General features: G+C 60.8%; 18 protein-coding genes and 1 pseudogene. 17 read left to right on the plus strand and 2 right to left on the minus strand.

Annotation, left to right across the window (positions count from 1 at the left end; all coding sequences use genetic code 11):
- The first annotated feature begins 85 nt into the window (after nucleotides 1-85).
- The 5 genes and pseudogenes from QRN33_RS00480 to QRN33_RS00500 all read left to right on the plus strand — a co-directional run bounded on the left by QRN33_RS00480 (nucleotide 86) and on the right by QRN33_RS00500 (nucleotide 5,102).
- A complete protein-coding gene (locus tag QRN33_RS00480; protein ID WP_252874977.1) occupies nucleotides 86-682 on the plus strand; it encodes a biliverdin-producing heme oxygenase in 597 nt (198 codons plus the stop codon).
- 164 nt (nucleotides 683-846) lie between these two features.
- A complete protein-coding gene (locus QRN33_RS00485) occupies nucleotides 847-1,257 on the plus strand; it encodes a YbaN family protein (RefSeq protein ID WP_227972947.1) in 411 nt (136 codons plus the stop codon).
- A gap of 441 nt (nucleotides 1,258-1,698) precedes the next feature.
- A pseudogene (locus QRN33_RS26650) lies at nucleotides 1,699-2,706 on the plus strand (methyl-accepting chemotaxis protein); the annotation flags it as partial.
- Between the two features lie 102 nt (nucleotides 2,707-2,808).
- Nucleotides 2,809-3,564, plus strand: a complete 756-nt coding sequence (locus tag QRN33_RS26655) for a methyl-accepting chemotaxis protein (protein WP_502944969.1) — start codon at nucleotides 2,809-2,811, stop codon at nucleotides 3,562-3,564.
- 188 nt (nucleotides 3,565-3,752) lie between these two features.
- Nucleotides 3,753-5,102, plus strand: a complete 1,350-nt coding sequence (locus QRN33_RS00500; protein WP_285405983.1) for a CoA transferase — start codon at nucleotides 3,753-3,755, stop codon at nucleotides 5,100-5,102.
- 196 nt (nucleotides 5,103-5,298) lie between these two features.
- Here the strand turns inward: QRN33_RS00500 and arcD (QRN33_RS00505) are convergent, their stop codons facing one another.
- Nucleotides 5,299-6,726, minus strand: a complete 1,428-nt coding sequence (gene arcD, locus QRN33_RS00505) for an arginine-ornithine antiporter (protein WP_285405986.1) — start codon at nucleotides 6,724-6,726, stop codon at nucleotides 5,299-5,301.
- A 437-nt stretch (nucleotides 6,727-7,163) separates the two neighbouring features.
- On the opposite strand from arcD (QRN33_RS00505), the gene arcD (QRN33_RS00510) reads away from it, so the two are divergent.
- The 12 genes from arcD (QRN33_RS00510) (at nucleotide 7,164) to QRN33_RS00565 (ending at nucleotide 21,960) form a co-directional block, all read left to right on the plus strand.
- Nucleotides 7,164-8,591, plus strand: a complete 1,428-nt coding sequence (arcD, locus tag QRN33_RS00510) for an arginine-ornithine antiporter (RefSeq protein ID WP_042607274.1) — start codon at nucleotides 7,164-7,166, stop codon at nucleotides 8,589-8,591.
- 35 nt (nucleotides 8,592-8,626) lie between these two features.
- The gene (arcA, locus tag QRN33_RS00515; protein WP_285405990.1) at nucleotides 8,627-9,883 is read left to right on the plus strand and encodes an arginine deiminase; all 1,257 of its coding nucleotides are present in this window, start codon (nucleotides 8,627-8,629) and stop codon (nucleotides 9,881-9,883) included.
- A gap of 69 nt (nucleotides 9,884-9,952) precedes the next feature.
- Nucleotides 9,953-10,963, plus strand: a complete 1,011-nt coding sequence (locus tag QRN33_RS00520; RefSeq protein ID WP_041479782.1) for an ornithine carbamoyltransferase — start codon at nucleotides 9,953-9,955, stop codon at nucleotides 10,961-10,963.
- A gap of 151 nt (nucleotides 10,964-11,114) precedes the next feature.
- Nucleotides 11,115-12,044, plus strand: a complete 930-nt coding sequence (arcC, locus tag QRN33_RS00525) for a carbamate kinase (RefSeq protein ID WP_016770621.1) — start codon at nucleotides 11,115-11,117, stop codon at nucleotides 12,042-12,044.
- 62 nt (nucleotides 12,045-12,106) lie between these two features.
- A complete protein-coding gene (locus QRN33_RS00530) occupies nucleotides 12,107-12,469 on the plus strand; it encodes a DUF5064 family protein (RefSeq protein ID WP_130927188.1) in 363 nt (120 codons plus the stop codon).
- Between the two features lie 245 nt (nucleotides 12,470-12,714).
- Nucleotides 12,715-14,223 (plus strand): transcriptional regulator GcsR, encoded by a 1,509-nt coding sequence (gene gcsR, locus QRN33_RS00535; protein ID WP_285405999.1) that lies wholly within the window; start codon nucleotides 12,715-12,717, stop codon nucleotides 14,221-14,223.
- A 436-nt stretch (nucleotides 14,224-14,659) separates the two neighbouring features.
- Entirely contained in the window at nucleotides 14,660-15,043 is a 384-nt protein-coding gene (gene gcvH / locus QRN33_RS00540; RefSeq protein WP_285406002.1) for a glycine cleavage system protein GcvH, read from the plus strand.
- 11 nt (nucleotides 15,044-15,054) lie between these two features.
- Complete coding sequence (gene gcvP, locus QRN33_RS00545; protein ID WP_285406005.1) at nucleotides 15,055-17,907, plus strand: aminomethyl-transferring glycine dehydrogenase; 2,853 nt, start codon at nucleotides 15,055-15,057, stop codon at nucleotides 17,905-17,907.
- 198 nt (nucleotides 17,908-18,105) lie between these two features.
- On the plus strand, nucleotides 18,106-19,482 hold the full coding sequence (locus QRN33_RS00550; protein ID WP_285406008.1) for an L-serine ammonia-lyase: 1,377 nt from the start codon (nucleotides 18,106-18,108) through the stop codon (nucleotides 19,480-19,482).
- A 151-nt stretch (nucleotides 19,483-19,633) separates the two neighbouring features.
- Complete coding sequence (gene gcvT / locus QRN33_RS00555; protein WP_285406010.1) at nucleotides 19,634-20,758, plus strand: glycine cleavage system aminomethyltransferase GcvT; 1,125 nt, start codon at nucleotides 19,634-19,636, stop codon at nucleotides 20,756-20,758.
- 403 nt (nucleotides 20,759-21,161) lie between these two features.
- Complete coding sequence (locus QRN33_RS00560) at nucleotides 21,162-21,374, plus strand: cold-shock protein (RefSeq protein ID WP_003227496.1); 213 nt, start codon at nucleotides 21,162-21,164, stop codon at nucleotides 21,372-21,374.
- Between the two features lie 97 nt (nucleotides 21,375-21,471).
- Nucleotides 21,472-21,960, plus strand: a complete 489-nt coding sequence (locus QRN33_RS00565) for an RDD family protein (protein WP_285406013.1) — start codon at nucleotides 21,472-21,474, stop codon at nucleotides 21,958-21,960.
- Nucleotides 21,961-22,095: 135 nt separating this feature from the next.
- Here QRN33_RS00565 and nadA read toward each other — a convergent pair whose 3' ends face one another.
- Nucleotides 22,096-23,154 carry a quinolinate synthase NadA gene (gene nadA / locus QRN33_RS00570; protein WP_042607283.1) on the minus strand — a complete coding sequence of 353 codons (1,059 nt, stop codon included), beginning with the start codon at nucleotides 23,152-23,154 and terminating at the stop codon, nucleotides 22,096-22,098.
- Nucleotides 23,155-23,165: the final 11 nt, after the last annotated feature.

Raw genomic sequence — 23,165 nt, forward strand, 5'->3', positions numbered from 1 at the left:
GCTTAGCGGCGCAGTGAGTTTTTTTACTGTCCGGCGCCCGCCCGTACGTCTTGTTATCAAGCGCCTCATTTATCAAGGACACATCATGACTGCCTCGGAAAAAGCCCTGCGTTCGCAACGCCTGAACCAGATCACCCATGAGCCGCACAGCAAACTCGACGCGCTGGTCAAAGCCCACGCGCCGTTCGAAAGTCGCGCCAGCTTCGCCCGTTTCGTCGTCGCGCAATACCTGTTCCAGGCGGAACTGGTCGAGCTGTACAACGACGCTGAACTGACTGCGATCGTCCCTGACCTGCCGGCCCGTTGCCGCGCCGAAGCGGCCAAGGCTGACCTCGCCGACCTCGATACCGACGTCCCGGCCCCAGTGGCTGGCGCGCTGAAAAACCCGAGCAAGGCGCGGGCGCTGGGCTGGATCTTCGTGTCGGAGGGCTCCAAGCTCGGCGCGGCGTTCCTGATCAAGCGCGCCGTGGCGCTCGACTTGAGCGAAACCTTCGGCGCCCGGCATTTGGCTGAACCGCAAGGTGGCCGCGCCGAGGGCTGGAAAAGCTTCGTACGCACCCTCGACGCGTTGCCGTTCACGGCAGAGGAAGAGGCCGAAGTGGAGCAAGGCGCACTGGACGCGTTCAACCGCTTCACCGTGCTGCTGGAACGGGCTTATGCGACAGAAGCCGAACCTGCCTGACACACCGCCATTTCCCTCTGTAGGAGTGAGCCTGCTCGCGATAGCGTCCTTTCATTCAACATCGATGTCGACTGATACATTGCTATCGCGAGCAGGCTCACTCCTACAGGGGACTGCGTAAGTCTGTAAGATCCCCGTTCCGCTCCAGAAGCCACCTCGAGCCCATGCCCGCACCTGCCTCTTCGAAACTCGCCCGTCTGCTGTTCGCCCTGCTGGCCTATGTCAGCCTCGGCATTGGCCTGATCGCCATCGTCGTGCCCGGTCTGCCGACCACCGAGTTCATCCTCCTTGCCGCGTGGGCCGCGACCCGCAGTTCGCCACGCCTGAGTGCCTGGCTGGAAAACCATCGTCTGTTCGGGCCGATCCTCAGTAACTGGCGCAACGGCAAGATCATCGCGCGCAAGGCCAAGGTCAGTGCCACCGTGAGCATGCTGCTATGCGCAACATTGATGCTGGTGCTGCTCGATCACGGCTGGCCGATTTATCTGGCAATGGTCGGCATGGGCCTGGGCAATCTGTGGATCTGGTCGCGCCCGGAAGCGCCCGCTGCTGTCGCGAAACATCCCTGTAATTAAAGATTTTTCAGCACTTCCCCCTGCGCAAACGTTTAGCGGCGACCGTCCGTCGGCGGGCGCCTCATGCCGTCTCGCTCGACGCCGATCAGCATTGAATGGCGCTGAATGGATTTGGCAAACCGGGCTGCGGCCCAGGCCACCTGTCTATTTCATTCGCGAGATCGCCCCATGTTCGACGCTCTGTCCATTCGCCTGAAAATCGTCCTGCTCTCCGGCCTGTGCCTGCTCGGAGTGGTGGCGCTGATTGTCAGCATGAACATCTACCAGACCAACCAGAACGACGAACTGGTCAGTCAATCCAGCAACCAGTTGCTCACCGCCAGCGTGCAGAACCTGCTGCAGGCCAAGGCCGCCGAACAAGCGGTGCGGGTGCAGAAAACCTTTGGCGAAAGCCTGCTGGTGGTCACCGCCCTCGCCGACCAGATCAAGGATCTGCGGACGATGGCGGCCAAGCGTTCACTCGAACCAGGCGCGGTTCGTGAAGAGTTGAACCAGAGCCTGAAAACCGCGTTCGAGCGCAACGATAAAGTCCTCGGTATCTGGCTGGCCTTCGAACCCAACGGCCTCGACGGCAAGGACAGCGAGTTCGCCAACGACGCCGCGCGGCAGTCCAACGAGGCCGGGCGCTTCGCCTCCTACTGGAGCCGTGCCGCCGGCGCCGCGCTGAATACGATCATGGTCGAAGATGACCTGACCAAGACCACCCTCAGCGTCAGCGGCACGCCGTACAACAGTTGGTACACCTGCCCTCGCGACAACAAGCGCACCTGCCTGCTCGACCCGTATGCCGACACCGTCGGTGGCAAGGAAATGCTCATGACGACCATTTCCGTGCCAGTGATGGTCGACGGCAAAGCGATCGGCGTGGTCGGTGTCGACATCGCCCTAGACGCGCTGCAAGCCGCCGCCGTCGACTCGCAACGCAGCCTGTTCAACAACGCCGGGCATATGCTGATCGTTTCCGGCAGCGGCGTGCTGGCGGCCGACAGTGCTGACGCGACGCGGGTCGGCAAAAAGATCAGTGACACCCTCGGCGCTGACGGCAAGGACGTATTGCAATTGGTCGGCAGCGGCACGGCGAAAATTCTTGAACAGGGCGAGCTGATTCGCGCGGTTTACCCGGTTGATCCGATCGGCAATTCGCGGGCCTGGGGCGTGGTCATTGACCTGCCCAAACAAGTGCTGCTGGCTGACTCGGTGAAGCTGCAAGCGGTGCTGGATGATGCGCAGGAAACCGGCGTGATCACTGCTCTGCTGGTCGCCGTGGTGGCCGGTCTGGTCGGCCTGCTGCTGATCTGGCTCACCGCCTCCGGGGTCACCCGTCCGATCAACAGTGTCGCCGAAATGCTGAAGAACATTGCCAGCGGCGAAGGCGATCTGACCCAGCGTCTGAACTACAGCAAGAAAGACGAACTGGGCGAGTTGGTGAACTGGTTCAACCGCTTTCTCGACAAGCTGCAGCCGACCATCGCGCAGATCAAACAGAGCATCACCGAAGCCCGTGGCACGGCTGATCAGTCTTCGGAAATTGCCCGGCAGACCAGCGAAGGCATGCAGGTGCAGTTCCGCGAAATCGATCAGGTCGCCACCGCGTCCAACGAAATGAGCGCCACCGCCCACGATGTCACCAACAGTGCCTCGAACGCCGCCAATGCGGCCAAAGGTGCCGACCAGTCGGCCAAGGACGGCATGGCGATCATCGAACGCAGCACCCGCGACATCAATCAACTGGCCGATGAAGTCAGCAAAGCGGTGACCGAAGTCGAAGCGCTGGCGGTCAACAGCGAGCAGATCGGCTCGGTGCTGGAAGTGATCCGCAGCATCGCCGAACAGACCAACCTGCTGGCCCTCAACGCTGCTATCGAAGCCGCCCGCGCCGGCGAAAGCGGTCGCGGTTTTGCCGTGGTCGCCGACGAGGTGCGCAACCTGGCCAAGCGCACGCAGGATTCGGTGGAAGAAATCCGCGTGGTCATCGAGCGCATCCAGACCGGCACCCGTGGCGTGGTCGCGACCATGCACTCGAGCCAGACCCAGGCGCACAACAACGCCGGGCAGATCCGCCAGGCGGTCGATGCACTGGGCAAGATCAGCGACGCGGTGACGGTGATCAGCGACATGAACCTGCAGATCGCCAGTGCTGCCGAAGAGCAGAGCGCAGTGGCCGAAGAGGTCAACCGCAACGTCTCGGCGATTCGCACCGTGACCGAAACCCTGACCGAACAAGCCACGGAATCAGCGGCGATCAGCAGCCAGCTCAACAGCCTGGCGAGCCAGCAGATGAAATTGATGGATCAGTTCCGCGTGTAACAATCCAGCATAAATCCCTGTGGGAGCGAGCCTGCTCGCGAAGAGGTCGTCATATCCAAAATCAGTGTTGACTGACACGACGCCTTCGCGAGCAGGCTCGCTCCCACAGGGAACGGGTTCACATCCTGGTTTCATCTAAACCGCGATTTTTTTGCACTATCATCCCCCTCTCGCTCAGGAGGGCTTCGATGACTGATCTGCTTACGTCCATCCAGACCGCACTCGACCTGCCGCGCACGCCAATCCCCTTCAACGGTGACGGCGCGCTGCCCTCGGCGTTCGCGGTCACCGAGCTGGCCTGCGCCAGCATCGCCGCTGCCGGGCAAGCGGTCAGCGAATTGCTCCACCAGCAGACCGGTGACATGCCCGCCGTTGCGGTCGACCGACGTCTGGCCTCGTTCTGGTTCTCCACCTCGCTGCGCCCGATCGGCTGGCAAGTGCCGCCGCTGTGGGATCCGGTCGCCGGCGACTATGCCACCCGGGACGGCTGGATCCGCCTGCACACCAACGCCCCGCATCACCGCGCCGCCGCTGAACGGGTGCTTGGCGCCTGCGCCGACCGTGCAGCAATGGCGGCGAAAGTTGCGCAATGGGCAAGTACGGATCTGGAACAAGCGGTGGTCGACGCCCAGGGTTGCGCCGCTGAAATGCGCAGTTGGGCGCAGTGGCAGCAGCACCCGCAAGGGCTGGCAGTGAATGCTGAGCCGTTGGTGCATTTCATTGCGCAGACAGACGAACACCGCGCCGAATGGCAAGGTTCGATCGCGCGACCACTGGCCGGGATCAAGGTGCTCGATCTGACCCGCGTGCTCGCCGGCCCCACCGCCAGCCGCTTGCTCGCCGGGCTGGGCGCCAATGTGCTGCGCATCGATCCGCCGAGCTGGAACGAACCCGGCGTGGTTCCGGAGATGACCGTCGGCAAACATTGCGCGCGGCTGGACCTGCAGACTCCAGCGGATCGCGCAGTGTTCGAAGGTTTGTTGCAAGACGCCGACATCCTGCTGCACGGCTATCGTGCCGACGCTCTGGAACACCTCGGCTTTGGTGTTGAGCGCCGTCGACAACTGGCACCCGGTCTGATCGATGTCTGCCTCAACGCCTACGGCTGGAGCGGCCCGTGGCAGAACCGCAGGGGCTTCGACAGCCTGGTGCAGATGAGCAGCGGCATCGCCGAGGCCGGACAGCGCTGGAAGCACAGCGATAAACCGACGCCGTTGCCAGTGCAGGCGATGGATCATGCGACCGGGTATCTGATGGCGGCGAGTGCGATCAGGCTGCTGACTGAACGCCTGGCCAAAGGTCGCGGGGGTTCGGCGCGGCTGTCGCTGGCGCGCACGGCGAAGCTGTTGGTCGAGCATGGCCAGGGATCGGATGAAGCATTGCGTGGCGAAGATGTGCAGGATCAGGATTCGGCGCTTGAGCACACAGCGTGGGGCCCGGCGCGGAGGTTGCGCGTGCCGGTGCAGATCAGCGGGGTGGCGGTGCGGTGGGATTTGCCGGCGACGGAGTTGGGCTCGCATTCTGCGCAGTGGCTCTAGAAGAAGCCCCTCACCCCAGCCCTCTCCCGGAGGGAGAGGGGGCCGACCGAGGTGTCTTGCGCTATACGTCGACCTGAAAAAACCAGTCGATTATGGATTCGGTAAAGGTCTTTCACGTCGGCGTAATTCGCCAATATCCCCCGGTCGGCCCCCTCTACCTCCGGGATAGGGCTGGGGTGAGGGGCTGCTTTTCAGATCACAACGCCAACACCCCGCTATACAACCCATACGCCGCCAGCCCCGCGCCAATCACCACGCAGGCAAAAATCCCTTTCTCCACCGTGGTAAAAACCGGCTGGCCCTGTTCATGCTTGGCCTTGGCAAACAGAATCACCCCGGGGGCGTACAACAGCGCCGACAGCAGCAGATACTTCACCCCGCCGGCGTACAACAGCCACACCGCGTAAATCAGTGCGATGCCGCCAATCAGCAGATCCTTGGTGCGTTCGGCGGAGGCGTGTTCGTACGTTTCGCCACGCCCGCTGAGCAGCACCGCGTACGCCGCCGACCACAGATACGGCACCAGAATCATCGACGACGCCAGATAGATCAGACTGGTGTAAGTACCCGCCGAGAACAGCGTGATCAGCAGGAAAATCTGGATCATCGCGTTAGTCAGCCACAACGCGTTGACCGGTACGTGATTGTTGTTTTCCTTCTTCAGGAACGCCGGCATGGTCTTGTCCTTGGCCGTGGCGAAGAGGATTTCTGCGCACAGCAGAGCCCACGACAGCAACGCGCCCAACAGGGAAATCGCCAGCCCGACGCTGATCAGCAACGCGCCCCACGGCCCGACGATGTGTTCGAGCACCGCCGCCAGTGAAGGGTTCTGCAGATTGGCCAGTTCCGGCTGGCTCATGATCCCCAGCGACAGCACATTGACCAGCACCAGCAGCGCCAGCACGCCGATGAAACCGATCACCGTGGCGCGACCGACATCGCTGCGTTTTTCGGCACGGGCGGAGTAGACGCTGGCGCCTTCGATGCCGATGAACACGAACACGGTGACCAGCATCATGTTGCGCACCTGGTCCATCACCCCGCCGAAGTTCGGGTTGCTGCGGCCCCAGATGTCGCGGGTAAAGACGTCCGCCTTGAACGCCACGGCAGCGATGACGATGAACATGATCAGCGGTACGACCTTGGCCACTGTGGTCAACTGGTTGATCAGCGCCGCCTCCTTGATTCCGCGCATCACCAGAAAGTGCACCGCCCACAACAGTACCGAGGCGCAGCCGATGGCGATCGGCGTGTTGCCCTGGCCGAACACCGGAAAGAAGTAGCCGAGGGTGCTGAACAGCAAGACGAAATAACCGACGTTGCCCAGCCAGGCGCTGATCCAGTAACCCCAGGCCGACGAAAAGCCCATGTAATCGCCAAACCCGGCCTTGGCATAGGCATAGACGCCCGAGTCCAGCTCCGGTTTGCGATTGGCCAGCGTCTGAAAGACGAAGGCCAGGGTCAGCATGCCGATCGCGGTAATGCCCCAGCCAATCAGGATCGCCCCGGCATCGGCGCGCGCCGCCATGTTCTGCGGCAACGAGAAAATCCCCCCGCCGATCATCGAGCCCACCACCAGAGCGATCAACGCACCAAGGCGCAGCTTTTGCGTCGGTTGCGACATGCAGATCTCCTTGAACAAGCCGCTGTTATTTATTTGTAACAACAGCTGACTAAAAGCCTAAGAGTAGATGACGTTTATCAGGTAATGCATAGGCAAACACATTTATATATAGCGGATGACGATAACGCGTAGCACGTTAAGTCAGTTTTGTGCGCTGATCCTGATAATTCGATTCTGTACTGAAAACAGATGACGGACATTTGCCAAACCCGCAAAAGCAACTAGCGTCATAGTTCGAAAGCATTAATAGCTATTCCCAATTGCATTAGCGAAAAGGCTCTGTCACGGGCCTTTCAGAGCACAGCGTTATGCCCGCAACGGGTGGATAAGTCATTCATTAACAATGGAATGTAGCCATGCACTGATCCAAGTCAGCTATTCGAACAGACAACGGTACTAGGCTGTGAGCTCTCCTTTCCTGCAATGGAGTTATGCAAATGTCTGAAGCGCCCGGAAAACTAAGACTCGGTGCACTGGTTGCACTGGTAGTCGGTTCAATGATCGGTGGCGGGATATTTTCTTTGCCACAAAACATGGCCGCCAGCGCCGACGTCGGTGCCGTGCTGATCGGCTGGGCCATCACCGCCGTCGGCATGCTCACCCTCGCTTTCGTCTTTCAGACCCTCGCCAATCGCAAGCCTGACCTGGACGGTGGGGTCTACGCCTACGCCAAGGCCGGATTCGGCGACTACATGGGTTTCTCGTCTGCCTGGGGCTACTGGATCAGCGCCTGGCTGGGCAACGTCGGCTACTTCGTTCTGCTGTTCAGCACCCTCGGCTACTTCTTTCCGATCTTCGGCGAAGGCAACACGCCGGCGGCGGTGATCGGCGCGTCCTTGCTGCTGTGGGGCGTGCACTTCCTGGTGCTGCGCGGGATCAAAGAAGCGGCGTTCATCAACCTAGTGACCACGGTCGCCAAGGTCGTGCCGCTGCTGCTGTTCGTGCTGATCGCCATCTTCGCGTTCAAACTGGACATCTTCACCGCCGACATCTGGGGCGTAAAAAATCCGGATCTGGGCAGCGTGATGAACCAGGTGCGCAACATGATGCTGGTCACCGTCTGGGTGTTCATCGGCATCGAAGGCGCGAGCATCTTCTCCGCCCGCGCCGAGAAACGTTCGGATGTCGGCAAGGCCACCGTGATCGGTTTCATCACCGTGCTGCTGTTTCTGGTGCTGGTGAACGTGCTGTCGCTGGGCATCATGACCCAGCCGGAACTGGCGAAACTGCAGAACCCGTCGATGGCCGCCGTGCTTGAACACGTGGTCGGGCACTGGGGCGCGGTGCTGATCAGCGTCGGTCTGATCATTTCGCTGCTGGGGGCGCTGCTGTCATGGGTGCTGCTGTGTGCGGAGATCATGTTCGCCGCCGCCAAAGACCACACCATGCCGGAGTTCCTGCGCAAGGAAAACGCCAACCACGTGCCGGTCAACGCGCTGTGGCTGACCAATGCCATGGTGCAGATTTTCCTCATCATCACGCTGTTCTCGGCCAGCACGTACCTGTCGCTGATCTACCTCGCCACCTCGATGATTCTGGTGCCCTACCTGTGGTCGGCGGCCTATGCCCTGCTGCTGGCGGTGCGCGGCGAGAGCTACGAAGGGTTTGCCGCCGAGCGGCGCAAGGATCTGATCATCGGCGGTATCGCCCTGATCTATGCGGTGTGGTTGTTGTACGCCGGCGGGGTCAAGTACCTGCTGCTGTCGGCCCTGCTTTATGCGCCCGGCGCAATCCTGTTCGCCAAGGCCAAGCTGGAACTCAGACAACCGGTTTTCACCAACGTCGAGAAGCTGATTTTCGCCGCAGTGGTCGTGGGCGCCGTGGTGGCGGCCTACGGTCTCTACGATGGCTTCCTGACGCTGTAACCCCTGATTGATCTGTCATCTGGAGGAACACAGAAATGACCACGGAAAAAGTGAAGTACGGCGTCCACTCCGAAGCCGGGAAACTGCGTAAAGTCATGGTTTGCTCCCCAGGTCTGGCCCATCAGCGGCTGACCCCGAACAACTGCGATGAACTGCTGTTCGACGACGTGCTGTGGGTGGCACAGGCCAAGCGCGACCACTTCGACTTCGTCACCAAGATGCGCGAACGCGGTATCGACGTGCTGGAAATGCACAACCTGCTGACCGACATCGTCGCCATTCCCGAAGCCCTGGACTGGATTCTTGAGCGCAAGGTCACCGCCGACTCGGTAGGCCTGGGCCTGATCAGTGAGGTGAAATCCTGGCTGAAAAGCCTTGAGCCACGGCACATCGCCGAATTCCTGATTGGCGGCGTCTCGGCCGATGATCTGCCGGACAGCTTCGGTGGCAAGACCATCCAGATGTTCCGCGACTTCCTCGGCCACTCCAGCTTCATCCTGCCGCCGCTGCCGAACACCCAGTTCACCCGCGACACCACCTGCTGGATCTACGGTGGCGTGACGCTGAACCCGATGTACTGGCCGGCACGCCGTCAGGAAACCCTGCTGACCACCGCCATCTACAAATTCCATCCGCAATTCACCAACGCCGACTTCGAGATCTGGTACGGCGACCCGGACAAGGATCACGGCAACTCCACCCTCGAGGGCGGCGACGTCATGCCGATCGGCAACGGCGTGGTGCTGATCGGCATGGGCGAGCGATCATCGCGTCAGGCCATCGGCCAATTGGCGCTGAACCTGTTCAACAACAAGGCGGTGGAAAAAGTCATCGTCGCCGGCCTGCCGAAATCCCGCGCGGCGATGCACCTGGACACGGTGTTCAGCTTCTGCGACCGCGACCTGGTGACGATCTTCCCGGAAGTGGTCAACCAGATCGTCGCCTTCACCCTGCGCCCTGACGAAAGCAAACAGGGCGGCATCGACATTCGCCGCGAAGAAGGCAGCTTCCTCGACACCGTCGCCGCTGCGCTCAACCTGCCGAAACTGCGCGTGGTGGAAACCGGCGGCAACAGCTTCGCCGCCGAACGCGAGCAATGGGACGACGGCAACAACGTGGTGGCGATGGAGCCCGGCGTGGTCATCGGCTACGACCGCAACACCTACACCAATACCCTGCTGCGCAAGGCTGGCGTGGAAGTCATCACCATCAGCGCCGGCGAACTCGGTCGCGGCCGTGGCGGCGGCCACTGCATGACCTGCCCGATCGTGCGTGACCCAATCGACTACTAAACCTCTGAGCCCTGGCCGGCACTTACCCAGTGCGGCCAGGGGGATAACCGACACCGAAGGAGATCCATCATGGCTTTTAACATCCACAACCGTAACCTGCTCAGCCTGGAACACCACACCCCTCGCGAGTTGCGTTACCTGCTCGACCTGTCCCGCGATCTCAAACGCGCGAAATACACCGGCACCGAGCAGCAACACCTGAAGGGCAACAACATCGCCCTGATCTTCGAAAAAACCTCGACCCGCACCCGTTGCGCCTTCGAAGTGGCGGCCTATGACCAGGGCGCCAACGTCACCTACATCGACCCGAACTCCTCGCAGATTGGCCACAAGGAAAGCATGAAGGACACCGCCCGCGTGCTCGGGCGCATGTACGACGCCATCGAGTACCGTGGCTTCAAACAGGAGATTGTCGAGGAACTGGCCAAGTTTGCCGGTGTGCCGGTGTTCAACGGCCTGACCGATGAATATCACCCGACCCAGATGATCGCCGACGTGCTGACCATGCGTGAGCACGCCGACAAGCCGATCCACGAAATCAGCTACGCCTACCTCGGCGATGCGCGCAACAACATGGGCAACTCGCTGCTGCTGATCGGCGCCAAACTCGGCATGGATGTGCGCATCTGCGCGCCAAAAGCCCTGTGGCCACTGGACGATCTGGTAGCGCGCTGCAAAAAATACGGTGAGGAAAGTGGCGCACGCATCACCCTCACCGAAGATCCGAAGGAAGCGGTCAAAGGCGTCGACTTCATTCACACCGATGTCTGGGTATCGATGGGCGAACCGGTGGAAGCCTGGGCCGAGCGCATCCAGCAGCTGCTGCCGTATCAGGTCAACGCCGAGCTGATGAAAGCCACCGGCAACCCGCGCACCAAGTTCATGCACTGCCTGCCAGCGTTCCACAACAGTGACACCAAGGTCGGCAAACAGATCGCCGAACAATATCCGCATCTGAAAAACGGCATCGAAGTGACCGACGACGTGTTCGAATCGCCGGCCTGCATCGCCTTCGAGCAAGCGGAAAACCGCATGCACACGATCAAGGCGATCCTGGTCTCGACCCTGGCTGATCTCTAAGAGCGGCACCGCTCCATGTAGGAGTGAGCCTGCTCGCGATAGCGGTCTGACATTCAACATTAATGTCGACTGATGCTCCGTCATCGCGAGCAGGCTCACTCCTACAATTGATCGAGTCGTTTGCCACTCCTCTGCTTAGAAGGATTGCACCATGCGTATCGTCGTAGCCCTGGGCGGTAACGCCCTGCTCCGCCGTGGTGAGCCGATGACCGCTGACAATCAGCGCGCCAACATCCGCATCGCCACCGAGCAAATCGCCAAGATCCATCCCGGCAACCAACTGGTCATCGCCCACGGCAATGGCCCGCAAGTCGGCCTGCTGTCGCTGCAAGCGGCGGCCTATACGTCTGTCACTCCGTACCCGCTGGACGTGCTCGGCGCCGAAACCGAGGGCATGATCGGCTACATCATCGAACAGGAACTGGGCAATCTGCTCGACTTCGAAGTGCCGTTCGCCACTCTGCTCACCCAGGTCGAAGTCGACGCCAACGACCCGGCCTTCAAGAACCCGACCAAGCCGATCGGCCCGGTGTACGAAAAAGCCGAAGCGGAAAAACTCGCCGCCGAAAAAGGCTGGGCAATTGCTGCCGACGGCGACAAGTTCCGCCGTGTCGTCGCCAGTCCACGGCCGAAACGCATCTTCGAAATCCGCCCGATCAAGTGGCTGCTGGACAAGGGCAGCATTGTGATCTGCGCCGGTGGCGGCGGCATTCCGACCATGTACGACGAACAGCGCAATCTCAAAGGCATCGAGGCGGTAATCGACAAGGACCTGTGCTCGTCGCTCCTCGCCGAGCAACTGGAAGCCGACCTGCTGGTGATCGCCACCGATGTCAACGCGGCGTTCATCGACTACGGCAAACCCACCCAGAAAGCCATCGCCGAAGCCCACCCGGACGAACTCGAACGCCTCGGTTTCGCCGCCGGTTCCATGGGCCCGAAGGTGCAGGCAGCTTGCGAGTTCGCACGCCATACTGGCAAGGTCGCGGTGATCGGTTCGCTGGCCGATATCGAAGCCATCGTCCAGGGCACCGCCGGTACGCGGGTCAGCACGGCGAAGCCGGGGATCAGCTACCGATAACAATAAACGCCGGAGCAGGCACAAGACCTGCTCCGCTCCCATGCCTTGAAAGGAGTAGCTCAATGGCCCAATTCGAACCCGGTCATCTGCATATCGAGCGGCACGCGTTGACCGACGATGACGTCAATTACAACGTGCATCTGGACTATGAAGTGTTCACCGATCCGCAGAAAGGCAAAGGGATTCAGTTCACCCTGCATGGCAGCATGCAGGGCAAGGACATGAAGGAAACGTTTTTCCTGCCCAAGGAAGAGGCCTACAACTTCGCCCGTGACGTGACCCGGATCGCCGAGAAGTACGGAATCCCCAAGGCCCACAGCCAGATCGGTTCGGTGCACAAGCATTACGACCTGATGTTCGAAGACATTCGGCAGAAGTTGAATATGCAGTCGGGGGATCCGGTGAACCTCGAGCATTTCGAATAAAAATCAAAAGCCCCTCACCCTAGCCCTCTCCCAGAGGGAGAGGGGACCGATTGGGGGATGCTGCAGCATTGCGTCGACCTGATCCTGCATCACTGAATCCATAATCGCCCGGTACTTTCAGGTCGATGCATAACCCCAGACACCTCGGTCGACCCCCTCTCCCTCCGGGAGAGGGCTGGGGTGAGGGTGCTTTTGATTTAAGGCATACTTGCCCCCTCCGCTCCGCAGATCACTGAACCGCCCCCATGCGTATCCACGTCAGCTTCATCGACCGCGTCGGCATCACCCAGGAAGTCCTGGCTATCCTCGGTGGGCGCAATCTCAATCTGGATGCGGTGGAGATGATCCCGCCGAACGTCTACATCGACGCGCCGACCCTGAGCCCGCAAGTGCTCGAAGAGCTGAAAGATGCGCTGTTTCGGGTGCTCGGCGTGGTAGCGGTAACCGTGGTCGATATCCTGCCCGGCCAGCGTCGGCATTTGCAGCTCGACGCCCTGCTCGCGGCGATGACCGATCCGGTGTTGGCCCTCGACAGCGCCGGCAAGGTGCTGCTGGCCAACCCGGCGTTGATCGCGTTGTACGGTCGCGAACCCGCTGGCGAAAGCGTGTCGGCGCTGTTCAATGATCCCGGCCTGCTCGGCACCCTGCTCGAAAACGGCTTCCGCCTGCCGCTGCGCGAGATCACCGTCAACGGCCAGACCCTGTTGCTGGATGCCACGCCGATCACCGACGCCGGCGCCCTGCTGACCCTCTATCAACCGAACCGCATCGGCGAACAGCTCTCGGCGCTGCACCACGACCACGCCGAAGGCTTCGACGCGCTGCTCGGCGAATCCCCGGCGATCCGCACCCTCAAGGCCCGCGCGCAAAGGGTCGCGGCGCTTGACGCACCTTTATTGATTCAAGGCGAAACCGGTACCGGCAAAGAACTGGTCGCCCGCGCGTGCCACGCGATCAGTGCGCGGCACAGCGCACCGTTTCTCGCCCTGAACTGCGCGGCACTGCCGGAAAACCTCGCCGAAAGCGAACTGTTTGGCTACGCCCCCGGTGCTTTCACCGGCGCCGCGCGTGGCGGTAAACCGGGGCTGATGGAACTGGCCAATCAGGGCACGGTGTTTCTCGATGAGATCGGCGAGATGTCACCGTACTTGCAGGCCAAGCTCCTGCGTTTCCTGAACGACGGCAGCTTCCGCCGCGTCGGTGGTGATCGTGAAGTGAAGGTCAACGTGCGCATCCTCAGCGCGACCCACCGCGATCTGGAAAAAATGGTCAGCGAAGGGCTGTTCCGCGAAGACCTGTTCTATCGCCTCAACGTGCTCAACGTCGAAGTGCCGCCGCTGCGTGAACGCGGCCAGGACATTCTGCTGTTGGCGCGGTATTTCATGCAGCAAGCCTGTGCGCAGATCCAGCGCCCGGTCTGCCGCCTGGCGCCGGGGACTTATCCGGCGCTGCTCGGCAATCGCTGGCCGGGCAACGTGCGGCAACTGCAGAACGTGATTTTCCGCGCGGCAGCGATTTGCGAGAGCAGCCTGGTCGATATCGGCGACCTCGACATTGCCGGCACCTCAGTGGCGCGCCAGGCCGACACCGACGTCGACAGTCTTGAACAAGCCGTCGAGTCCTTCGAAAGAGAGCTGCTGGAAAAGCTCTACGTCAGCTACCCCTCGACCCGGCAACTGGCGAGCCGCTTGCAAACTTCGCATACCGCCATCGCCCATCGATTGCGCAAATACGGCATTCCCAATAAACCCTGACTCATTGCCGCTCCCCCTTGTAGGAGTGAGCCTGCTCGCGATAGCGGTTTATCAGTCAATTAATTTGTCGTCTGCCACACCGCTATCGCGAGCAGGCTCACTCCTACAATGATTTGTGGCGGATTTGAAATCTGTTCAAAAACGACCCCCACCTGTACCGAAAGCGCTACAGCGGAACGATATCGCTACACCCGCCTATGACCTGCGCTGCGCAACGCTTTGATCCCGTTCAGATTTTCTCATCGCCCCAAGCTGTAGCGATTTCGCTACAACAGCGGCATCCCGAGAAATACGACAAACAGCCAAACTATTGATTTATATAGATAAATTAACCTTGGCCGCATTCTTGCTACCTGTCTCCTCATCTATGAGGGCTTCCCCGCCCCAAGCTTTCCACCGCGTCCACCAGACGCGTCTGGCCCCCTGAGGAGTTTCCATGAGCGAGTTGCATTTTACTGAAGATCACGAATGGCTGCGCACCGAAGCCGACGGCAGTGTCACTGTCGGCATCACCGCGTTTGCGCAGAACGCCCTGGGCGACGTGGTGTTCGTGCAACTGCCTGAGCTGCAGGCTTACGAAAAAGGCGCCGAAGCCGCCACCGTGGAATCGGTGAAAGCCGCCAGCGGCGTGTACATGCCGCTCGACGGCGAAGTACTGGCCGTCAACCCGGCTCTGGAAAACGCTCCTGAGCTGGTCAACGAAGATCCGCTGGGCGAAGGCTGGTTCTTCCGCTTCCAGCCAAGCGACGCCGCCGCTGTCGGCCAACTACTCGATCAAGACGCTTACGACCGTCTGATCAAAGCCCAAGCCGAAGCCTGAGGAATTACGCCATGAGCCAGATCAATCTCGGCACCGCCAACGAATTCATCGCCCGTCACATCGGCCCGCGCGCCGGTGACGAGCAAGCCATGCTCAACAGCCTCGGCTTCGACTCGCTTGAAGCGCTGAGCGCCAGCGTCATCCCGGAAAGCATCAAGGGCACCAGCGTGCTCGGCATGGACGACGGCCTCAGCGAAGCCGACGCCCTGGCGATGATCAAATCCATCGCCGGCAAGAATCAGCTGTTCAAAACCTACATCGGCCAGGGCTACTACAACTGCCACACGCCGTCGCCGATCCTGCGCAACCTGCTGGAAAACCCGGCCTGGTACACCGCTTACACGCCGTATCAGCCAGAAATTTCCCAGGGCCGTCTCGAAGCGCTGCTGAACTTCCAGACCCTGATCAGCGACCTCACCGGCCTGCCGATCGCCAACGCCTCCCTGCTCGACGAAGCCACCGCCGCTGCCGAAGCCATGACCTTCTGCAAACGCCTGAGCAAGAACAAGGGCAGCCACCAATTCTTCGCCTCGATCCACAGCCACCCGCAAACCCTCGACGTGCTGCGCACCCGTGCCGAGCCGCTGGGCATTGAAGTTGTAGTGGGCGATGAGCGTGAACTGACTGACGTGACGCCGTTCTTCGGCGCGCTGCTGCAATACCCGGCAAGCAACGGTGATCTGTTCGACTACCGCGAACTGACCGAACGCTTCCACGCCGCCAACGCTTTGGTCGCCGTGGCCGCTGATCTGCTGGCTCTGACCCTGCTCACCGCACCGGGCGAATTCGGCGCCGACGTGGCGATCGGTTCGGCGCAACGTTTTGGCGTGCCGCTGGGCTTCGGTGGCCCGCACGCCGCTTACTTCTCCACCAAAGATGCGTTCAAGCGTGACATGCCCGGCCGTCTGGTCGGTGTCTCGGTTGACCGCTTCGGCAAGCCGGCCCTGCGTCTGGCGATGCAGACCCGCGAGCAACACATCCGTCGCGAGAAGGCCACGTCGAACATCTGCACCGCGCAGGTGCTGCTGGCCAACATCGCCAGCATGTACGCCGTCTACCACGGCCCGAAAGGCCTGACCCAGATCGCGAACCGCGTGCACCACCTGACCGCGATTCTGGCCAAGGGCCTGAGCGCACTGGGCGCTAACGTCGAACAAGCCAGTTTCTTCGACACCCTGACTGTAGCCACCGGCGCACACACCGCCGCGCTGCACGACAAGGCGCACGCTGCGCAGATCAACCTGCGCGTGATCGATGCTGAACGTCTGGGCCTGTCGGTCGATGAGACCACCACCCAAGCTGATATCGAAACCCTGTGGGGCCTGTTCGCCGACGGCAAGACCCTGCCGGATTTCGCTGCGCTGGCCGCTTCGGTGCAGAGCACCATCCCTGCTGCGCTGGTACGTCAGTCGCCGATCCTCAGCCACCCGGTATTCAACCGCTATCACTCGGAAACCGAGCTGATGCGCTACCTGCGAAAACTGGCGGACAAAGACCTGGCGCTGGATCGCACCATGATCCCGCTGGGCTCGTGCACCATGAAACTCAACGCCGCCAGCGAAATGATTCCGGTGACCTGGGCCGAATTCGGTGCGCTGCACCCGTTCGCCCCGGCCGCGCAAAGCGCCGGTTACCAGCAACTGACCGATGAACTGGAAGCGATGCTCTGTGCCGCCACCGGTTACGACTCGATCTCGCTGCAACCGAACGCCGGTTCGCAAGGTGAATACGCAGGTCTCCTGGCAATCCGCGCCTATCACCAGAGCCGTGGCGATGAGCGCCGCGACATCTGCCTGATCCCGTCGTCGGCCCACGGCACCAACCCGGCTACCGCGCAAATGGCCGGCATGCGCGTGGTCGTCACCGCGTGCGATGCCCGTGGCAACGTCGACATCGAAGACCTGCGCGCCAAAGCCATCGAGCACCGTGAACACCTCGCTGCATTGATGATCACTTACCCGTCGACCCACGGCGTGTTCGAAGAAGGCATCCGCGAAATCTGCGCGATCATTCACGACAACGGCGGCCAGGTGTACATCGACGGCGCCAACATGAACGCCATGGTCGGCCTCTGCGCCCCGGGCAAGTTCGGCGGCGACGTCTCCCACCTGAACCTGCACAAAACCTTCTGTATCCCTCACGGCGGTGGCGGCCCGGGCGTCGGCCCGATTGGCGTCAAATCGCACTTGACCCCGTTCCTGCCAGGCCACGGCCAGATGGAACGCAAGGAAGGCGCGGTCTGCGCAGCACCGTTCGGCAGCGCAAGCATTCTGCCGATCACCTGGATGTATATCCGCATGATGGGTGGCGCCGGTCTGAAGCGCGCTTCGCAACTGGCGATCCTCAATGCCAACTACATTTCCCGTCGTCTGGAAGAGCACTACCCAGTGCTGTACACCGGCAGCAATGGTCTGGTGGCGCACGAATGCATCCTCGATCTGCGTCCGTTGAAAGACAGCAGCGGCATCAGCGTCGATGACGTCGCCAAGCGCCTGATCGACTTCGGTTTCCACGCACCGACCATGTCGTTCCCGGTCGCGGGCACGCTGATGATCGAGCCGACCGAAAGCGAATCCAAGGAAGAACTGGATCGCTTCTGCGACGCCATGATCCGCATCCGCGAAGAAATCCGCGCAGTGGAAAACGGCACCCTGGACAAGGAAGACAACCCACTGAAAAACGCCCCGCACACCGCAGCGGAACTGGTCGGCGAGTGGACTCACCCGTACAGCCGCGAGCAAGCGGTGTACCCGGTCGCCTCGCTGATCGAAGGCAAATACTGGCCGCCGGTCGGCCGGGTCGACAACGTCTTCGGTGATCGCAACCTGGTGTGCGCCTGCCCATCGATCGAAAGCTACGCTTAACCGTATGGGGGGATCAGTTGCACCGATCCCCCACACGCCGCAGCCCCCTGTAGGAGTGAGCCTGCTCGCGATAGCGGTGGATCAGCCGACAATTGTTATCTGACATACCGTTATCGCGAGCAGGCTCACTCCTACAGGGGAATGTGGTCAGCCGCACGAACCTGCCAATCCCCATAACAAGAAACCGGAGAACCACTCATGTCGTTAAGCGTGTTCGACCTGTTCAAGATTGGCATCGGTCCCTCCAGTTCCCACACCGTCGGCCCGATGCGTGCTGCTGCGCGTTTCGCCGAAGGACTGCGCCGTGAAAACCTGCTGGCTACCACCGCCAGCGTGCGCGTCGAGCTGTACGGTTCGCTGGGCGCTACCGGCAAAGGTCACGGCAGCGACAAAGCCGTGTTGCTCGGCCTCGAAGGCGAGCACCCGGACACGGTCGACACCGAAACCGTTGCCGCGCGCCTGCAGGAGATTCGCGGCAACGGCCGGCTGAATCTGCTCGGCGAGCACAGCATTGCGTTCAACGAGAAAGAACATCTGGCAATGATCCGCAAGCCGTTGGCCTACCACCCCAACGGCATGATCTTTCGCGCCTTCGATGCGGCCGCAATTCAGATTCGCAGCCGCGAGTACTATTCGGTCGGCGGTGGTTTTGTTGTCGATGAAGATGCCGCCGGTGCCGATCGCATCGTCGAAGACGCCACGCCGCTGACTTTCCCGTTCAAAAGCGCCAAGGACTTGCTGGGCCATTGCAGCACCTACGGGCTGTCGATCAGTCAGGTGATGCTGACCAACGAAAGCGCCTGGCGCCCGGAAGCCGAGACTCGCACCGGCCTGCTGAACATCTGGCAAGTGATGCAGGACTGCGTGGCTGCGGGCTGCAGAAACGAAGGCATTTTGCCCGGCGGTCTGAAGGTCAAGCGCCGGGCCGCCGCGCTGCATCGGCAATTGTGCAAGAACCCGGAATCGGCCCTGCGTGATCCGCTGTCGGTGCTCGACTGGGTCAATCTTTATGCACTGGCGGTCAACGAAGAAAACGCCAACGGCGGACGCGTGGTTACCGCGCCCACCAATGGCGCGGCGGGAATCATTCCGGCGGTGCTGCATTACTACATGCGTTTTATCCCCGGGGCGAATGACGACGGCGTCGTGCGTTTTCTGCTGACCGCTGCCGCTATCGGCATTCTCTACAAGGAAAACGCCTCGATCTCCGGCGCCGAAGTCGGCTGCCAGGGTGAAGTCGGTGTGGCCTGTTCGATGGCAGCCGGCGCCCTGTGCGAAGTGCTCGGCGGCAGCGTGCAGCAAGTCGAGAACGCCGCGGAAATCGGCATGGAACACAACCTCGGCCTGACCTGCGACCCGATCGGCGGCCTGGTGCAAGTGCCGTGCATCGAGCGCAACGCGATGGGCTCGGTGAAAGCCATCAACGCGGTGCGCATGGCCATGCGTGGCGACGGTCAGCATTTCGTCTCCCTCGACAAAGTCATCCGCACCATGCGCCAGACCGGCGCCGACATGAAAAGCAAATACAAGGAAACCGCCCGCGGCGGTTTGGCAGTCAACATTATCGAATGCTGATCACGAACCAAGCCAAACGAAATTGACCACCTCTCCCTTAGGGAGAGAAACGTAATTAGCCCCCTCTCCTTCTGGGAGAGGGCTGGGGTGAGGGGCTTTTGATCTTGATCTTGCTTCTCACCCCCAAACTCTAATTTCCAAGGAGCTACGCATGTCCACCGAAACCCTGTCGAAAACCCCGCTGCACGCGCTGCACCTCGAACTCGGCGCGCGCATGGTGCCGTTCGCCGGCTACGACATGCCCGTGCAATACCCGCTCGGCGTGATGAAAGAACACCAACACACCCGCGACCAGACCGGGTTGTTCGACGTCTCGCACATGGGCCAGATTCGCCTGACCGGTGCCAACGCTGCCAAAGCCCTGGAAACCCTGGTGCCGGTCGACATCATCGACTTGCCGGTGGGCATGCAGCGTTATGCGATGTTCACCAACGAAACCGGCGGCATCCTCGATGACCTGATGGTCGCCAACCTCGGCAATGACGAGCTGTTCCTGGTCGTCAACGCGGCCTGCAAGGATCAGGATCTCGCGCATCTGCACAAATACATCGGCGATCAGTGCACCATTACGGCGCTGTTCGAGGAGCGCGCCCTGCTCGCCTTGCAAGGTCCGGCAGCCGTAACAGTGCTGGCGCGTCTTGCGCCGGACGTGGCGAAGATGACCTTCATGCAGTTCAAGCGTGTGTCGTTGCTCGGCATTGACTGCTTTGTCAGCCGTTCGGGCTACACCGGTGAAGACGGTTTTGAAATCTCGGTACCGGCTGCCGAAGCGGAAAAACTCGCCCGCGCCCTGCTGGCCGAACCTGAAGTCCAGGCCATCGGCCTCGGCGCGCGCGATTCGCTGCGCCTCGAAGCCGGGCTGTGCCTGTACGGCCACGACATGAACACCGAAACCACACCAATCGAAGCCAGCCTGCTCTGGGCGATTTCCAAGCCACGCCGCGCCGATGGCGCACGGGCCGGCGGTTTCCCCGGCGCGCAGCAGATTTTCGCTCAGCAACAGAATGGCGTCGCACGCAAACGCGTGGGCCTGCTGCCACAGGAACGCACCCCGGTGCGTGAAGGTGCAGAAATCGTCAACGAGGCTGGCGAGATCATCGGCAGTGTCTGCAGCGGCGGTTTCGGTCCGACCTTGGGCGGGCCGTTGGCAATGGGTTACCTCGACAGCGCTTACTTAGCGCCCGACACGCCCGTGTGGGCCATTGTCCGTGGGAAAAAGGTGCAGATGCTTGTAAGCAAAATGCCATTTGTTCCACAACGCTACTATCGTGGCTGATCGACTGTTTCTATAAGTAACGCGATTGCGTTATGCGTGCACTAATGTGTAACGCAATCGCCATAAAACAGTGCGTTTTTTAACATCCGAGTGAAATATGATCGTTGCTTATAACGTTTATAAAAACCAGAACCAGACAATCGTCTAAGCCCGGACTAGTGAGCTGACTAACAGCCGTTCAGAGCAGTAAAACCGGGGCCTTCGCGGGGCTTGTTTTTTCTCCCGTAGTTGGCGTAGAGTTTGTCCACTGTGTTTGCATGGGTCAGCTTGGAATCGTGACCTGGGCAGTAGCCTACAAGTTAGCTACATCCCGCTCGACGTCTTCTTACTCCTTGCAACCAGCTCCAGTACTCTTTCATGTGAAAGGGGCTGTCATCAATTTATGCGTCAAAGGAAATAAGAAATGTCCACACGTCAGAGCGGTACCGTCAAGTGGTTTAACGACGAGAAAGGTTTTGGTTTTATCACTCCAGAAAGCGGTCCGGATCTGTTCGTACATTTCCGCGCCATTCAGGGCAACGGCTTCAAAAGCCTGAAAGAAGGCCAGAAAGTGACTTTCGTTGCTGTGCAGGGCCAGAAAGGCATGCAGGCTGACGAAGTACAAGCAGAAGCCTGATCTTCTGATACGAAAAAGCCCCTGATATTGATATCAGGGGCTTTTTTGTGCGCGCTAATCCGTAAAATGGCGCTTCCATTCGCGTCCCGAGGCTGCCATGTCGAAAAACCTGCTCACGCCCCAAGGGGACTTCCCTCCTGTCGCGCTTGGTCGTCGTCTGGCGGCGATGTTCTACGACTTCCTGCTGTGCACCGCCCTGCTGATCGTCACCGGCTTCATCTACAAAATGATCCAGGCCGCGATCATCGGCGAAGAACGCCTGCGGGCAATGACCGATGCTGGCCAGCTTGACGGTGATCCGCTCTACTCCACAGTGCTGCTGTTGGTGTTGTTCGGCTTCTTCGCCAAGTTCTGGACCCATGGCGGGCAGACCCTCGGCATGCAGGTCTGGGGCATTCGCGTGCAGAACGCCAACGGCACAGCGATCAGCCTGTGGCAGGCGCTGTTGCGCTTTATGATGTCGATTGCGTCGTGGCTATGTATCGGGCTGGGATTCTTCTGGTCGCTGTTCGACAAGCAGAAGCGCACGTGGCATGACATTTATTCGGATACCCGCCTCGTCCGGGTCCCGAAGAAGACCAAATAATTTCCAGACACCGAATACCAATATAGGAGTGAGCCTGCTCGCGATAGCGGTGTGTCAGTCAGCGTATCGCTGACTGACACACCGCTATCGCGAGCAGGCTCACTCCTACAGGTTTTGTGTTGTACCTGAAAGGTTTTATGCGTTACCGGCCAATTTCATCCGCGCTGCCTGGGTGAAGTCCAGCATGCGCTTCAACGGGCGGATCGCCTGCGGGATCAGCGCCGGATCAACGAAGATCTCGTTCGTGCCTTCCTTCAGGCTCTTGAGCGTGCGCTCAAGGGTGTTCATGGCCATCCAGGGGCAATGCGCGCAACTGCGGCACGCCGCGCCGTTGCCGGCGGTAGGCGCCTCGATGAAGACCTTGTCCGGGCACAGCTGCTGCATCTTGTAGAAGATGCCGCGGTCGGTCGCCACGATGAAGGTCTTGTTCGGCAGGCTCTGTGCGGCTGCGATCAACTGACTGGTGGAACCGACGGCGTCGGCCAGCTCGATCACCGATGTCGGCGACTCCGGGTGAACCAGAATCGCCGCGTCCGGGTACAACGCCTTCATGTCTTCGAGCTGCTTGGACTTGAACTCTTCGTGAACGATGCAGGCACCGTCCCAAAGCAGCATGTCGGCGCCGGTCTTGCGCTGGATGTAAGTGCCCAGGTGCTTGTCCGGGCCCCAGATGATCGTTTCGCCGTTGTCCATCAGGCTTTCGACGATTTCCAGTGCGCAGCTCGACGTCACCACCCAGTCAGCCCGAGCCTTCACGGCGGCGGAGGTGTTTGCGTAAACCACCACGGTGCGCTCCGGATGCTGATCGCAGAACGCCGAGAACTCGTCGACCGGGCAACCCAGGTCCAGCGAGCAGGTCGCCTCCAGGGTCGGCATCAGCACGCGTTTTTCCGGGTTGAGAATTTTTGCCGTCTCGCCCATGAACTTCACGCCGGCGACCACCACGGTCTTGGCCGGGTGGGCGTTGCCGAAGCGGGCCATTTCCAGGGAATCGGAAACACAGCCGCCGGTTTCTTCGGCCAGGGCCTGAATCACCGGATCGCAATAGAAGTGGGCCACGAGCACCGCGTCCTGAGCCTTGAGCTCGGCGGCGATGGCGGAACGGTAGTAGGCCTCTTCCTCTGCCGTCAGCGGTTTGGGCTGTTTGGCGTCGAGGTGGGCTTGAACCAGAAGGCGTTCGGAAATCTGCGTCATGTTCGCAAGAC

The organism is Pseudomonas sp. FR229a (genome assembly GCF_030209115.1).
Lineage (GTDB): Bacteria > Pseudomonadota > Gammaproteobacteria > Pseudomonadales > Pseudomonadaceae > Aquipseudomonas > Aquipseudomonas moraviensis_A.